The organism is Amycolatopsis halotolerans (assembly GCF_042647905.1).
Taxonomy (GTDB): domain Bacteria; phylum Actinomycetota; class Actinomycetes; order Mycobacteriales; family Pseudonocardiaceae; genus Amycolatopsis; species Amycolatopsis halotolerans.
On the sequence record NZ_JBHRWI010000016.1, the window covers coordinates 186,670 to 201,150 of the forward strand.

Genomic DNA, 14,481 nt, shown 5'->3' on the forward strand with positions numbered 1-14,481 from the left:
AGCGGTGAACTACGGTGGTCGCGTGTCGCACCCGCAGTTCACCCCCGGTACCCCCGGCCTTTCGGACACGGCCCCGATCCCGGCCGTGCCCGCGCAACCGGGCCCGCCGCCGTCCGGCCCGCCGCGCAACAACCGCACTCTGCTGCTGCGCGGCGCCGGACTCGTGGCGATCGCCGTCGTGGCCGGACTCGTCTGGTACCTGATCCGGCACGAAAGCACGCCGGACACGCCCGTCGCCGAACCCCCGGCGACCACGACGAAGCCCGCGTTCGACTACAAGCTGGCCGAAGGCCCGGTCAAGGCCACCGACTGCGCCGCCAACGCCTACACGGACGCCAAGAAGTTCTTCCAGGACAACCCGTGCAAGTCCCTGGCGCGGGCGCTGTACACGGTGCAGTCCGGCGACGCGAAGGCGCTGGTCTCGGTCGTGCTGGTGACGATGCCCGACGCGGCGAAGGCGACCGAGCTGAAACAGCTCACCGACCGCGACGGCACGGGCAACGTGAGCGACCTGGTCCGCGACGGCACCTTCCACGACACCGACGCCCCGAAGCTGAGCGGCGACCAGGCCGCGTACGAGTCGAAGGCCAGCGGCGCCGAGGTGACGATCGTGCTGACCGATTTCTACTACGGCCACCACGACAAGCAGCTGCTGGCCCGGATCGCGAAGAACGCGGTGAAACTGTCCGGGAAGCTCCGCTGAGGTCTCGTGCGTGCTCGTACCGGTGAGAACCGGACACGTGCTGGCTGCCTACGGTGGCGAGCGCCCCAATGCCACATTGGGTGCATCTGACGCACCCAATGTGGCGTTCGATGCGTTGAGCGCACCCAATGTGGCATTGGGGCGCGCAAGGCCGCGCACCACCCGAACCCGTAGAGCGCCACAGTCTCGTGCGTGCTTACGCCGGTGAGAACCGGCATGAGCACGCACGACCTCCGCCATGAACCCTCACGACATCCGCCCGGCCTGCGCGCTTTTTCTAGGAAGGCTGCCCGGGGAGTGCCACGGCAGCGGGCTTCTGACCCGCTTCCTGCCGCCAAGGCATCCCGCGCCGCGAAGCAGCCACCAGCGCCTGCAACGCCATCCCGCGCAACCCCGCGTCATCGGTATGCGTAAGCACGGCAAGCCAAGCCGCCGCCGTGTCCGCCTCCGCGCTCGCCACGAGCGCAGCAGCCGAAGCAGTGTCCGTAACCGGCTTAGGCGGCACGTACGCGGCTTCAGGCGCAACCGGCGTAGCCGAAGCCGAAGTGATCATCTGCGTCACCACATCGCGTCGCGCGGTGTGTTCCGCGCGACCGGCCTTCACCGCGTCCCCGAAATCGCCCGGCAGGAACGCCGTCACCAGCCCGTACACCCACAGCGACGCGTGCTCGGCCGCCAGCGCCTTCTGCAGCGGATCCACCGCTTCCTTCGGCACCGACGACGGCGCGGCCGCGGCCTTGGCGTCGGCCCCCGGCCCGAGTTCCGGCGCGATCCGCTGCAGCCCGGCGCATCCGGCGGCCACCGAGGCGACCAGCCCGGCCCGGTACGCGGGCAGTGCCGCCACCAGGTCCTCGGCCTGCTTGCGCGCGGCGGCGAGCCGGTCCTTGAACCCGCCCAGATCCGCGGGCGCGGGCGGGACGTTCGCCGCCTTCTTGGGCCGGTTCAGCCGGTCCACCTCGGCCTTCAGCGCGGCCGCCTGCGCGGCTCTGGCGTCGGCCACCTGGCCGGCCGCGTCGCCGCCGGACGGCAGCTTCTTTGCCGCGGCGGCGTCCGCCTCGGCCATCGCCAGCAGCGGGGCCAGCGGATCGGGGGCGTCGTCGTAGCCGCCCGAGCAGGCGGCGAGCGGCACAGCCGCGGCGACAGTGGCGCTCAGTGCGCCCAGACGCAGCACGGCGCGCCGGGAGAGGTCTGCGGTCACGTCGGCCCATCCTGCCAGGCCGCCCGGGTGCGCCGCCGCTCGCGCGTCTTCGCGGGGGCGCAGGATAAGCTTGACCTTCACCGACCACAGCCGTGACCAGCCCGCGTCACGACGGCCGAACAGGAGTGCTCCACGTGCCCAACGAACTCGCCAGCCGGCTGGAGCCGATCGTGGCCGAAGCCGTCACGACCGCGGGCTTCGACCTCGACTCGCTCGAGGTGCAGCAAGCCGGACGGCGACAGCTGGTGAAGGTGGTCGTCGACTCCGACGACGGCGTCGGGCTGGACGAGGTCGCCGAGGTCAGCCGCACCGTCTCGGCCGCACTCGACGAGAACGAGCACGTGCTGGCGAGCGCCTACACGCTCGAGGTCACCTCGCCCGGCCTCGACCGGCCGCTCACCGAGCGGCGGCACTGGCGGCGCGCCCGGTTCCGCCTCGTCAAGATCACGCCCGTCGAGGGCGCGGCCTACCTCGCCCGCGTCGGGCACGCCGGCGAGAAGAGCGTGCGCGCGCTCGTGGACGGCCGGATCAAGGACGTGCACTACCAGTCCGTCGCGAAGGCAGTGGTGGAAGTCGAGTTCAAGCAACCGCCCGCCGAAGACCTCAAAGCCCTGACCGAAGACGGCCCTGCCGAAAACGAGAAGAAGGAGGAGTCGAAGTGAACGTGGACATCGCCGCGCTGCGGGCGATCGAACGGGACAAGGACATCCCCTTCGACACGGTCATCGAGGCCATCGAGACCGCATTGCTCACCGCGTACAAGCACACCGAGGGCCACCAGTCGCACGCCCGCATCGACATCGACCGCAAGACCGGCCTCGTCCGCGTCCTCGCGCACACCCTCACCTCCGAGGGCGAGGTCGACGAGGAGTGGGACGACACCCCCGAGGGCTTCGGCCGGATCGCCGCGACCACCGCGCGCCAGGTCATCCTGCAGCGGCTGCGCGACGCCGAGCACGAGAAGACCTACGGCGAGTTCTCCGCCAAGGAGGGCGAGATCGTGGCCGGCGTGGTGCAGCGCGACGCGCGCGCCAACGCCCGCGGCATGGTCGTGATCCAGGTCGGCGACACCGAGGGCGTGCTGCCGCAGGCCGAACAGGTCGCGGGGGAGTCCTACGAGCACGGCACCCGGATCAAGGCGTTCGTGTTCGGCGTGTCGCGCAGCAACCGCGGCCCGCAGATCATGCTGTCGCGCTCGCACCCGAACCTGGTGCGCAAGCTGTTCGCGCTGGAGGTCCCGGAGATCGCCGACGGCACCGTCGAAATCGCCGCGGTCGCCCGCGAACCGGGACACCGGTCGAAGATCGCCGTGCGCTCCACCATCCCCGGCGTGAACGCCAAGGGCGCCTGCATCGGCCCGATGGGCGCGCGCGTGCGCAACGTGATGAGCGAGCTCGCCGGCGAGAAGATCGACATCATCGACTGGTCCGACGACCCGGCCAAGTTCGTCGGGAATGCATTGTCGCCCGCGAAGGTTGTCTCGGTACGTGTCGTGGACGAGCGGGCCAAGACGGCGAGGGTCGTCGTGCCGGACTTCCAGCTGTCGCTCGCGATCGGCAAGGAAGGCCAGAACGCCCGGCTGGCGGCCCGGCTCACCGGCTGGCGGATCGACATCCGGAGCGACGCGGCGCCCGCCGAACCGGCCGATCCGACCGAGGGTGAGCAAGACCACGCCGGCCAGGCGCGGCCCGCCGCGGCAACCGGTTCGGCCGACTGAAGGTGCAGGCGCTAGACTCGACAACGGTTCAAGACCCGCGAAGGGCTACTGGGGACACCCCCGACCTCCAGCGTCACCGGCAGTCGCCGGTGCGCACGTGTGTCGGCTGCCGGAAACGGGACTTGACCGGTGAACTGCTGCGCGTGGTCGCGGCGGACGGGCGGCTGGTCGTCGACGAACGTCGGCGGCTGCCGGGCCGGGGAGCGTGGCTGCACCCCGGAACGGACTGCCTGGCCAAAGCCGAGCGGAAGCGGGCGTTCCCCCGGGCTCTTCGAGTCCAGGGCGCGCTCGAGGCCGAAGGGCTGCACGACCACGCGGCGTTCGCCGCGGACGACGACTCCGGGACCAACCCGGGATCGCGAGAAACAAGGAAGCAGGTCGACCCGTCATGAGTCAGCCGTGAAGCTGAAGCCATGAACGCGCGACGATAAGGACGAGGTCAGCGGGTCCCCGCCTGGCCTCCCCTAGATGAGGAGAGCTGTGCCAGGCAAGGCCCGTGTACACGAGCTCGCTAAGGAGCTCGGGATCACCAGCAAAGAAGTTCTCGCCAAGCTCAAGGAGCAGGGCGAGTTCGTGAAGTCCGCGTCGTCCACCGTCGAGGCGCCCGTCGCCCGCCGGCTCCGCGACGCGTACCCCGCCAAGGGCGGGAAGAAGCCCGGCCCCACTCCGGGACCGCGGCCCGCTCCGGCGGCCCCGAAGCCGCCCGCCCAGCAGCAGAGCGCTGCCCCGCAGGCCCCGGCCCAGCCGGCTCCCGCGCCGCAGCAGCAGGCCCCGGCCGTGAAGCCGGGTCCGCAGGCCGTGAAGCCGGCCGCCGCCGCGGGCCCGAAGCCCGGCGGTCCGCGTCCCGGTCCGCGCCCGCCCGCGCCGGCCCAGCCGGCCCCGGCTCCGGAGGTCCCGGCCGCCAAGGCCGAGCCCGCCGCGCCGAAGCCGGCCCCGAAGCAGCAGGACTCGTCGTCCGCCGGTTCGGTCGTGCCGCCCAAGCCGCAGGGCCCCAAGCCCAGCGGCCCGCGTCCCGGCCCGCGGCCTCCGCGGGTCGGCAACAACCCGTTCGGCGTCGGCTCCGGTTCCCCGGCTCCGCGTCCGCCCGCTCCGCGTCCCGGCCCCGGCCAGGGCGGCGGCGACCGTCCCCCGCGTCCGGGCGGCGGCCAGGGCGGCGGAGAGCGTCCGCCGCGTCCCGGCGGGCAGGGCGGCGGCAACCGGCCGAGCCCGGGCAACATGCCCCCGCGCCCGAACCCCGGCATGATGCCGGGCCGCGCCCGTCCTGCCGGACCGGCAGGCGGCCGAGGCGGTCCCGGCGGCGGTGGCGGTCGTCCCGGTGGCGGTGGCGGCGGTCGTCCCGGCGGCGGTGGCGGCGGCTTCCGCGGCGGCCCCGGTGGCGGCGGCGGTGGCGGCGGTTTCCGTCCCGGCGGTGGCGGCGGCGGTGGCGGCGGCTTCCGTCCGGGCGGCGGCGGTGGCGCCCCGGCCGGCGGCGGCGGTTTCCGCGGTGGCGGCGGCGGTCGTGGCGGCCCCGGCGGCCGCGGCGGCACGGCCGGTGCCTTCGGCCGTCCCGGTGGACCCTCGCGCAAGGGCCGCAAGTCGAAGCGGCAGAAGCGCCAGGAGTACATGGACAACATGCAGGCGCCCAGCGTCGGCGGCGTCCGCCTGCCCAAGGGGCAGGGCGAGACGATCCGGCTGCCGCGCGGCGCTTCGCTGACCGACTTCGCCGAGAAGATCGACGCCAACCCGGCTTCGCTGGTGCAGGTGCTCTTCCACCTCGGCGAGATGGTCACCGCGACGCAGTCCGTGTCGGACGACATCCTCGAACTGCTCGGCGGCGAGATGAACTACGTCGTCCAGGTCGTCTCCCCCGAGGAGGAGGACCGCGAGCTGCTCGAGACCTTCGACATCACCTACGGCGACGACGCCGGCGGCGAGGAGGACCTGCAGGTCCGGCCGCCGGTCGTCACCATCATGGGTCACGTCGACCACGGTAAGACGCGACTGCTGGACACGATCCGCAAGACGAAGGTCCGCGAAAGCGAGGCCGGCGGGATCACCCAGCACATCGGCGCCTACCAGATCGAGACCGAGCTCGAAGGCGTCGAGCGGCTGATCACCTTCATCGACACCCCGGGTCACGAGGCGTTCACCGCCATGCGTGCCCGAGGCGCGAACTCGACCGACATCGCGGTGATCGTGGTGGCGGCCGACGACGGCGTCATGCCGCAGACGGTGGAGGCGATCAACCACGCGCAGGCCGCGAAGGCCCCGATCGTGGTCGCGATCAACAAGATCGACAAGGAGGGCGCGAACCCGGACAAGATCCGGCAGCAGCTCACCGAGTACAACCTCATCGCCGAGGAATACGGCGGCGACACGATGTTCGTCGAGATCTCCGCACGGGAGAACATCAACATCGACGGGCTTCTCGAGGCGATCCTGCTGACCGCGGACGCGGCCCTGGACCTCCGGGCCAACCCGGACATGGAGGCACAGGGCGTCGCGATCGAGGCACACCTCGACCGCGGCCGCGGCCCGGTGGCCACCGTCCTGGTCCAGCGCGGCACGCTGCGCGTGGGCGACTCGGTCGTGGCGGGCGACGCCTACGGCCGCGTCCGCCGGATGGTCGACGAGCACAACGAGGACGTCACCGAGGCGCTGCCCTCGCGTCCGGTCCAGGTCATCGGGTTCACCTCGGTGCCGGGAGCGGGCGACACCTTCCTGGTGGTCGACGAGGACCGCGTCGCCCGGCAGATCGCCGAGCGCCGCTCCGCCCGCACCCGCAACGCGCTCAACGCGTCGCGCCGCAAGCGGGTCAGCCTCGAGGACCTCGACTCCGCCTTGAAGGAGACGAGCAGCCTCAACCTGATCATCAAGGGCGACAACTCGGGTACCGTCGAGGCGCTCGAGGCGGCGCTGCTGCAGCTGGACGTCGGCGAAGACGTCGAACTGCACGTCGTGCACCGCGGCGTCGGCGGCGTGACCGAATCGGACATCGACCTGGCGACCGCGTCCGACGCGATCGTCCTCGGGTTCAACGTCCGGGCGCAGGGCAAGGCGACCGAGCGGGCCACCCGCGAGGGCGTCGACGTGCGCTACTACACGGTCATCTACCAGGCGATCGAGGAGATCGAGCAGGCCCTGAAGGGCATGCTCAAGCCGGAGTACGAAGAGGTCGAACTGGGCCGCGCCGAGGTCCGGGACGTCTTCAAGTCCTCCAAGATCGGCACGATCGCGGGTTGCCTGGTCATGTCCGGCGAGATCCGGCGCAACGCCAAGGCCCGCCTCCTGCGCGACGGCAACGTCGTGGCGCAGAACCTGCCGATCAACTCGCTGCGCCGCTTCAAGGACGACGTGGTCGAGGTCCGGGAAGGGTACGAGTGCGGTCTCACGCTGGGCTCGTACAGCGACATCAAGGTCGACGACGTGATCGAGACCTACGAACAGCGGGAGAAGCCCCGTGCGTGAGTGACCGGTCCGGGGTGCGCCAGGCGCGCACCCCGGACCGCCCTCGCGGCATAACTTCGCTGCCTATGTTTGTCGGAGCCTTAGAGCTCGACCTGCTGCTCGACGACGTGCATTCGTTGAAGCAGAAGCGATCCGTGGTGCGGCCGGTGGTGGCCGAACTGCGGAAGCGGTTTTCCGTCTCGGTCGCCGAGGCGGGACATCTGGACCTGCACCGGCGCGCGCTCATCGGCGTCGCCGCGGTCGCCCCCGACGGCGAGCACATCCGGGACGTGCTCGACGCGTGCGAGCGGTTCGCGGCCGGACGCCCTGAGTTCGAACTGCTCTCCGCGCGCCGCCGGCTGCTCGGCCCGGACGACTAGAACACCCGGACACCCCGGAACCCCGGAGAAGGAGACCTCAGCCATGGCCGATCCCGCTCGGGCACGCAAGCTCGCCAAGCGGATCTCGCAGATCGTGGCCTCGGCGATCGAACACGACGTCAAGGACCCGCGACTGGGCTCGGTGACCATCACCGACGCCCGCGTCACTGCGGACCTGCACGACGCCACGGTGTACTACACGGTGCTCGGCGAAAGCCTCGACGCGGAGCCGGACTTCGCGAGCGCCGCGGCGGCGCTGGAAGCCGCGCGCGGCGTCCTGCGCACCAAGGTGGGACAGGGCACCGGCGTCCGCTACACCCCGACGCTCGCCTTCGTCGCGGACAGCGTCCCCGACGACGCCCGCCGCATCGAAGAACTGCTCGCGAAGGCCCGCGAGTCGGACGCGGAGGTGGCGCGCCGGGCGACCGGGGCCCAGCCCGCGGGCGAAGCGGACCCTTACAAGGCTCCTCGTGCCGAAGAGGACGAGGAGCAAGCAGAAGAGGAGACGCGCGGCTGAAGCGATGCGGTCAAAGCCCGGTGTCACGCGACGCGGCCTCCTGCTCGGCAGTGCCGCGGCGCTCGTCTCCGCCTGCACCGGGCGCTCCGCCCCGGTGGCTGCGCCGACCTCGGCTGCCCCGGCCTCCAGCCCGTCGCCCCTGAGGGCGTCGATCACGATCCACCGCAGGCACTCGGCGGCCCGCGGCCGGGACGTCGACGTGGTGCTCATGACGCCCGACGGCGTCCCCAGCCTCGGCCTGCCGGTCTGCGTCGCGCTGCACGGCCGCGGCTCGAACGCCCGCACGTTCCTGGACCTGGACCTGCCCGCGGCCCTCACCGCCGGGGTGCGGTCCGGCGTCCCGCCGTTCGCGGTCGTCGCGGTCGACGGCAGCCACTACTGGGTCCCCGACGGCAGCGACGACCCGCGCCGCATGCTCGCCGACGAACTCCCCGGCTGGCTCTCCGAAGCCGGTCTCCGCCCGATGACCGGCGTCCTCGGCATCTCCATGGGCGGCTTCGGCGCCCTGAACCTCGCCCGGCGCCGCCGCGACGTGCGGACCGTGGCCACCTGCAGCGCGGCCCTGTTCCGCACCTGGCCCGAAGCCCGCACCCGGCACATCTTCCCGTCCCAGGACGACTGGACGGCCGCCGAACCGCTGCAGCACGTGGACGAACTCCCGACCCGAGGCCTCGGCGTGTGGTGCGGCGACGGCGACCCGTTCCTGGCGGCCAACCGGAAGCTGATCAGCAGCGCCAAACCGGAGGTCTCGCGGATCACGGCGGGGGAGCACACGGAGGAGTACTGGCGGGGTGTGCTGCCGGAGGTGCTGCGCTTCCTCGGATCGCGGCTGGCGTAGCGGGATCACCGGTTCGGGTAGCCGGGGTTGTGTAGGCAATTGGTAACACCGAGCTTTCCCTGGTGACCAGTGAACGAGCGCGGGACGGTGCGGCTTCATCCGTCGTCCTCGCCCGGCACCGAAATCTCCCAGTCCGGCGCGATCTCCCCGCGCGGATCGAGGCCGTGCTTCCGCAACTGCGTGTGCTCCCAGGCGCGGCCGTCCGCCGCGTCGAGGAGATGGTTGATCCGGAGGCGCGCGCCAGGATGGCCGTGGGCCAGCGCGAGGCAGTAGAGATCGAGCACCCTGGTCTGATCGCCCGCGCCCCGGCGAAGATCGCCCAGCAGCACCAAGGATTCGACGTCCCCGCCGCGCGCCCCGCGCTCGGCGATGTCCTGCGCTTTGACGTACTCCTCGTGCAGGTTGAAGCCCCGGGCGACCCCGGCGGCCGCGCTGAAGTCGTCCTCGTCGAGCAGTTCTTCGAGCAGTTGCTCGGCGTCCTTCAGCGCGCCGTGTCCGGCGAGGGCTTCCGCCAGCAGCGCCCGCAGCCGCCGCGGCACAGTCTCGTGGCCCGAGCGGATCAGGTGCATCGCCTCGACGAAGTTGCGCGCGTCCATCAGCAGGCGGACGGCACGTTCCTCGACCCGCGGGGTCCCCGACTTGGCGGCCTCCTTGTACAGCCGGCCCGCCAGCACCAGCCGCGAGGAGGTCGCGTGGTGCGGGCCATTTCCGCTCACCGTCGTCCGGCCGGTTCCGCTGTATGGGGCTCCGAGGAGTTCGTCGGCCACCCAGGCGAGCGCCCGCCACTGCGGAAGGTTTTTGCGGGACCGGACAGCCTCGGCCACCGTCATCGCTACAGGGAAATCCTTGATATGCCGGGCGACCGGAGCGATCGACCCCGGAACCGTGGCGACGTACCATTCCAACGCCTCAGTGACCTTCCCAGCAGCGCAGAGCAACCGGACGATCTCGGCCGGATCCGGTGCGCAGCCAGCCAAGTTCGCCCGCCGGTAGTAACCGAAGGCTTTGTCGAGCATGCCGTGCCGGGCCGCGGCGAGCGCGGCGGCGCTGAAGGCGGCGGGTGCGTCGCCAGGCACCGCGTCGTCGTAGCACTTGAGCGCTCGGTCCGGAAGCGGGGGATCGGATTTGGCGAAGGCGTAACCGACCTCGATCAGCGGAGCCGCGTCTCCCTCCGCCGCGGATTCGAGCGCGCACTGCTGGGCCGCGTCGAGCAGGCGAGCGCGCAGATTCACCCGCGCTGCGACAGCGGCGCTGCCGGGGACGCCGTGCCGCCGAGCCGACTCCACCCACGTCAGTGCTTCTTCGGCCCGCCCGACCGCAGACAGTGCTTCGGCACCAATCAGATACGCGCCGGGCAGGTCGTAGTCGGTCGCCTCCTCGGAAAGCATCTCCAGCACCGCGTCGATCCCCAAGGCGTCCATCGTCAGGTCAGTGATCAGGGGAAGCAGATCGCACTCGAGGCGCCCAGCCAGTCCGGTCAGCCAGCGCACCGCTTTGTCGAGTTCTTTCCGACGGCGGATCCGCTGTTTCTCTCGGTCCTCGGCAGACAGCGGACCACGGGAATCGACCAGGATCTCGGGCGAGACCATGCTCGCCGCCACGTAAGCCGCCGATCGCAGGTCGCCGTTTTCCGCACGTCGGCGGTGCACGGCCAGCGCCCGTTCCGGCTGGCTACACCGGATATGGGCGACCTCGACGCGCAACGCGGCCGAACGGTTTCCCGTTTCGGCGAGCGGGCCCAGCCAGTCCAGGACGTCCTTTTCGCGCTCGGCCTCGAAGAGAATATGCGCCCCCTGGCTGATCGCTTCCTCGACTTCGGCACCGATCCGCGTGAGCATCCGGCACAGGGCGACCGCCTCGTCGATTCGCTCAGCCTTCGCCAGCATCGCGGCGAGTTCAAGATGCGCTCGCGGCGTGCCGTTCTGCAGGTAGAACTGAGCGCTCAGTTCCAGGAGATGGCGTCGTCGGCATTCCCGGGCGATGTCGAGACTGTCGTGCCCCGCAACGGTTTCCAGCAGTACGGGCCACAGGCTCGCGCGCGGAAGGATCGGCTTCGGCGCCTCGGTCGCGTACAGTCGGTCGAGACACGGGGCAAGCCGATAGCCGTCCGTTTTCGTCTCTTTGGTCAGTACTGCGACACCGCCGCGTACTGGCGTCGTCAGTTCTTTCAGCGCCTTGTCGAACGACTCGTCGGTGTCCGGTCCGTCGGGGAAGGCGTGCGCACCCTTGCGGAGGAGCGTCCAGGACATCGCTGGGCCGTGGCCTGCGTGCCGGGCCTCGATCACGAAATCCAGGATCGCCCGAGCGAACGGGCTGATCCGCTGGCAGCGCGTGCGCAGTGCCGGTCCGGCGACAAGAGTCTGGATCACCTGGCCGTTCGGTGCGTTCGCCGCTGCTTCGGAGACTCGCGGGTCAGGGGAGGCGAGTGCCCGGGTGACCTCGGTTTCGGTGAAGGTGTCGGGCACCGTGATGCTGGTGCCCTGCAGCAGCAGGTGGACGTGCGACCGGTCGACGCCCCCTTCCGGCGGTGCGGTGAGGTCTTGCCAGTACTCCGGGGTCAGGCTCGCGAGAATCAGAATCGGCGCACGCTTGGCGTCGAGCAGCAGATTCCGCAGGCTGTCGGCAACTTCATTGCCTTTTTCGTGGCCGCACACGAAAAAGTCACGCTCTGCGGAAGGAAGCCACACGACGGTATTTCTCTGAAATCCCTTCGCGCTCGCCAGCAGTTCCTCCGGGTTGCGCGGACTGAGACCGGGCCAGATTTTCCAGCCGTAGAGCAGCAATTGCCCATCGGAACCCTTGGTGTACGCGGCTTCCAGCAGCGCGCGTTTCTTCCCCGTTGCCGGTCCGCCAACGACGGTGACGATTCCGCTTGTCCCGCATGCGGCGGCCTCGACGATGGACGCCAGTCTGCGATCGTGGGCACGACGACGATAGGAAGTCAGGTAGGGCAGAGACTCGTCGGGCTGACCGGCCTCGCTCAACGGGGCAATTTCCAGCTGGCGCGGATGGCAGGTCACCAATTCGACTGCCTCGGTCGCCAAGGGCGGGATTCGCTCTGGTGTCGTGTCCATTTCAAGGCCGACCCTGCCGTACGAAATGCGCCACAGGAGGCTTGATGCGATGAACGGTCAACTCTGAGCGGTAAAAGCACGATAGTGATCCGCCCGTGCTATCTGGCTTTCACTCAATCCAGTGAATGTAGTCTGCGCGCTGTAACAATAATGCCCAGCGAGTTCAGCCGGGCTTTCCCGCCACTACAAGATCCCGCACGATCGCCTGGTCCACCCGGTGCGCCAGTTCCTCATAAGGCCCGCCGGATCGCACCGCCAGCCCCGCGCGTTCCAGGATCGCCACCAGTTCCTCGCGCGGCAGCACGTGCGTGTTCCACGAGATCCCCATCGCCCCGCCCGGCCGCAGCACCCGGTTCCACACCGGGACCGCCGCCGCGAGGAGGTCGCGCGGGCTGCGGGCCAGGCCGGTGTCGCGGTGGCTGCCGTGCTGCACGCCGTACGGCGCGTCGGTCACGATGAGGTCCACCGAGGCCGGGCGAAGGACCTCGTCGGTGGTCAGGGTGTCCGTGTTGAGATAGCTGAGCCGTCGGACGCGGCCGGCCTTGTAGTCGTCCTTGTCGAACGCGTACTCGATGTCCAGCCGACGGCCAAGCCGGACCTTGTTGCGGCGCAGCTGCCCGGCCTCTGCGGTGTGCTTCACGCGCTTCGTGCGCAGCCACGTCTTCACGAACTGCTCGTACGCTTCGAAATCGCGCTCGTCGACGTCCAGACCGGTGGCGTCGAAGCCGTACATGACGGCCTGGTTGAGCGTCGTTCCGCGGCCGCACAGCGGGTCGAGCAGGTGCAGTTCACGGTCCAGCCAGTCCGCGGGCCGCGCGGTCGCCAGCAGAGTGAGGTTGAGCAGCAGTTTGGTGAACTGCTCGTTGGTCTTGCCCGGGTACTTCTGGATGGTCAGCAGGTCCGAGTCGGCCTTCGCCAGCGGATGCACGGCGACCGGCCGCAGCACCCCGTCGCCCAGTTCGAACAGGGCGTACAGCGAGGACAGGTTCGACAGCAGCGCCAAGTCTCGCTCACCGAGAGGCGCCGCGCAGGCGAATTTCACGTACCCGACGCCGCCGAGTTCGATCTCTTCGATCGCCGACACTTCGGCGGAAAGACCAGCGCCGAAGGCCGCCAGCTCGGCGCGCAGCAGCGCCGGCGACGACGCGGCGTACACGCGGTTGGCGGAAGGAAGAACGAGGATCACGTACTCAGGCATCCCGCAGAGCGTAGCGTGACACTTTGTGACAGCTTCCCTGGTACAGGACATCGAGGCCGCCGCCGCACTGCTGGCCGAGGCCACCGACGTGACGCTGCTCGGACACGTGCGCCCCGACGCGGACGCCCTCGGCAGCGCGCTGGCCCTAGGCCACGTGCTGCATCGCGGCGGCGCTCGCGTGCGGGTCGCCTTCGGAGAGCCGGACGAGGCCCCGGAAACACTGGCCTGGCTGGACGTCGACGGCCTGATCACCCCGGTCGACGCCCTCCCTCCGGCCGACAGCCTGCTGGTCGCACTGGACACTCCGACCCTGGCCCGCCTGGGCAGGCTCGCCCCGCGCGTGGCCGCAGTCCGCGATGCGGGCGCTCCGGTCCTGGTCGTCGACCACCACGCGACGAACGCCCGCTACGGCACTCACCACGTCGTAGACGAGACCGCCGAAGCGACAGCGATCCTGGTCACCCGCATCATCGAGGCAATGGGCGTCGAACTGGACGCAGCCGCCGCACGCTGCCTGTACGCCGGGGTGGTCACCGACACGAGCGGCTTCCGCCGGGCAAGCCCCGAAACGCACCGAATCGCCGCGCGCCTCCTGGAAGCCGGGGCGGACCCGGGCGAGGTGGCCCGCCGAATCGTCGACGACCACCCGTTCGCGTGGCTGCCGATGCTGTCGACGGTCCTCTCTGAAGCGAGGCTGGAACCCGAAGCGGCACAAGGATTCGGCTTCGTCCACACGGTAGTCCGCGCGGCGGCTGCGGCGACGGTACGACTGGAAGAGATCGAGTCGGTGATCGACGTGGTGCGCGCCACTCGGGAGGCCGGGGTCGCGGCCGTGCTGAAGGAGGCCGGACCTGGTCCAGTGTGGACAGTCTCGCTTCGCTCGGCCGGTGACATCGACGTGTCAGCCGCCGCCGCGGAGTTCGGCGGAGGAGGCCACCGGATGGCAGCCGGGTGCACGGCGGAGGGCCCGGCAGAGGAGGTATTGGACCGGCTGCGGGATGCGCTGGGGAGGGCGCCGCTGCTGCGAGCTTCCTGACCCGGGCGGGGGTTCTGGCACAGGTTCGCCAGCGCCCCTGGGGACGGTCTCCCGGCACGCATCTGCACCCCCGCGGCCTTGCGATAGCCGACCGCGGGAGATGCGGGCACTGTCCGCCGACTGGCTACCCGCTCCGCGACGTGGTCGGTTAGCGGTGTTCGCGGGTATGTCTGTCTGGCACGTCTGCGGTCGAAGCCGAGTCAGCCGAACGTTCGCCTTGCGGAGAGGCGGTCCGGTGACCGTGCTTCTGGGCGTGCCAGTCCGGTATGCCCGCAGCTGGAGCTGAGCCCAGCCACGCCCCTCCGGCATGTCCGCAACCGAACCCGAACCACCCGAGCAAACCTCCCACATCTCAGGAATCCGCCGCTAACGCAGCCGAATTCCCTTGCCCCAC

Annotated in this window: 12 protein-coding genes; 9 read left to right on the forward strand and 3 right to left on the reverse strand. The window is 70.5% G+C overall.

Features of this window, described 5'->3' with window-relative positions; genetic code table 11:
- Positions 1-22: 22 nt before the first annotated feature.
- Positions 23-703 carry a hypothetical protein gene (locus tag ACFORO_RS13190; protein ID WP_377869859.1) on the forward strand — a complete coding sequence of 227 codons (681 nt, stop codon included), beginning with the start codon at positions 23-25 and terminating at the stop codon, positions 701-703.
- 277 nt (positions 704-980) lie between these two features.
- Here the strand turns inward: ACFORO_RS13190 and ACFORO_RS13195 are convergent, their stop codons facing one another.
- Positions 981-1,874, reverse strand: a complete 894-nt coding sequence (locus ACFORO_RS13195; protein ID WP_377870049.1) for a ferritin-like domain-containing protein — start codon at positions 1,872-1,874, stop codon at positions 981-983.
- Between the two features lie 161 nt (positions 1,875-2,035).
- Between ACFORO_RS13195 and rimP the strand changes: the two genes are divergently transcribed.
- From rimP to ACFORO_RS13230, 7 genes are all read left to right on the forward strand, one after another.
- Positions 2,036-2,563 carry a ribosome maturation factor RimP gene (gene rimP, locus ACFORO_RS13200; protein ID WP_354746798.1) on the forward strand — a complete coding sequence of 176 codons (528 nt, stop codon included), beginning with the start codon at positions 2,036-2,038 and terminating at the stop codon, positions 2,561-2,563.
- Complete coding sequence (nusA, locus tag ACFORO_RS13205; protein WP_377869858.1) at positions 2,560-3,618, forward strand: transcription termination factor NusA; 1,059 nt, start codon at positions 2,560-2,562, stop codon at positions 3,616-3,618. The genes rimP and nusA overlap by 4 nt, the downstream gene beginning before the upstream one ends.
- A gap of 89 nt (positions 3,619-3,707) precedes the next feature.
- Positions 3,708-4,010 carry a YlxR family protein gene (locus ACFORO_RS13210; protein WP_354746799.1) on the forward strand — a complete coding sequence of 101 codons (303 nt, stop codon included), beginning with the start codon at positions 3,708-3,710 and terminating at the stop codon, positions 4,008-4,010.
- A gap of 88 nt (positions 4,011-4,098) precedes the next feature.
- Positions 4,099-7,065 (forward strand): translation initiation factor IF-2, encoded by a 2,967-nt coding sequence (infB, locus tag ACFORO_RS13215; protein ID WP_354746873.1) that lies wholly within the window; start codon positions 4,099-4,101, stop codon positions 7,063-7,065.
- Positions 7,066-7,130: 65 nt separating this feature from the next.
- A complete protein-coding gene (locus tag ACFORO_RS13220; RefSeq protein ID WP_037812533.1) occupies positions 7,131-7,424 on the forward strand; it encodes a DUF503 domain-containing protein in 294 nt (97 codons plus the stop codon).
- A gap of 43 nt (positions 7,425-7,467) precedes the next feature.
- Positions 7,468-7,941 carry a 30S ribosome-binding factor RbfA gene (gene rbfA, locus ACFORO_RS13225; RefSeq protein ID WP_354746802.1) on the forward strand — a complete coding sequence of 158 codons (474 nt, stop codon included), beginning with the start codon at positions 7,468-7,470 and terminating at the stop codon, positions 7,939-7,941.
- 4 nt (positions 7,942-7,945) lie between these two features.
- Complete coding sequence (locus ACFORO_RS13230) at positions 7,946-8,779, forward strand: alpha/beta hydrolase (RefSeq protein WP_377870143.1); 834 nt, start codon at positions 7,946-7,948, stop codon at positions 8,777-8,779.
- A gap of 95 nt (positions 8,780-8,874) precedes the next feature.
- Here the strand turns inward: ACFORO_RS13230 and ACFORO_RS13235 are convergent, their stop codons facing one another.
- Both ACFORO_RS13235 and ACFORO_RS13240 read right to left on the reverse strand, forming a co-directional pair.
- Positions 8,875-11,853: a hypothetical protein gene (locus tag ACFORO_RS13235; RefSeq protein WP_377870142.1), complete on the reverse strand. Its 2,979-nt coding sequence runs from the start codon at positions 11,851-11,853 to the stop codon at positions 8,875-8,877.
- Between the two features lie 163 nt (positions 11,854-12,016).
- Positions 12,017-13,051, reverse strand: coding sequence for a TRM11 family SAM-dependent methyltransferase (locus tag ACFORO_RS13240; protein WP_377870141.1), 1,035 nt, complete (start codon positions 13,049-13,051; stop codon positions 12,017-12,019).
- Between the two features lie 25 nt (positions 13,052-13,076).
- Here ACFORO_RS13240 and ACFORO_RS13245 point away from each other — a divergent pair, with 25 nt between their 5' ends.
- Positions 13,077-14,087: a DHH family phosphoesterase gene (locus ACFORO_RS13245; protein ID WP_377870140.1), complete on the forward strand. Its 1,011-nt coding sequence runs from the start codon at positions 13,077-13,079 to the stop codon at positions 14,085-14,087.
- The last annotated feature ends 394 nt before the right edge of the window (positions 14,088-14,481 follow it).

Bases quoted from the DNA above. Each gene is read 5' to 3' on its own strand.
- ACFORO_RS13220 (WP_037812533.1), top strand. From the start codon at position 7,131: ATGTTTGTCGGAGCCTTAGAGCTCGACCTGCTGCTCGACGACGTGCAT.
- rbfA (WP_354746802.1), top strand. From the start codon at position 7,468: ATGGCCGATCCCGCTCGGGCACGCAAGCTCGCCAAGCGGATCTCGCAG.
- ACFORO_RS13230 (WP_377870143.1), top strand. From the start codon at position 7,946: ATGCGGTCAAAGCCCGGTGTCACGCGACGCGGCCTCCTGCTCGGCAGT.
- ACFORO_RS13235 (WP_377870142.1), bottom strand. From the start codon at position 11,853: ATGGACACGACACCAGAGCGAATCCCGCCCTTGGCGACCGAGGCAGTC.
- ACFORO_RS13240 (WP_377870141.1), bottom strand. From the start codon at position 13,051: ATGCCTGAGTACGTGATCCTCGTTCTTCCTTCCGCCAACCGCGTGTAC.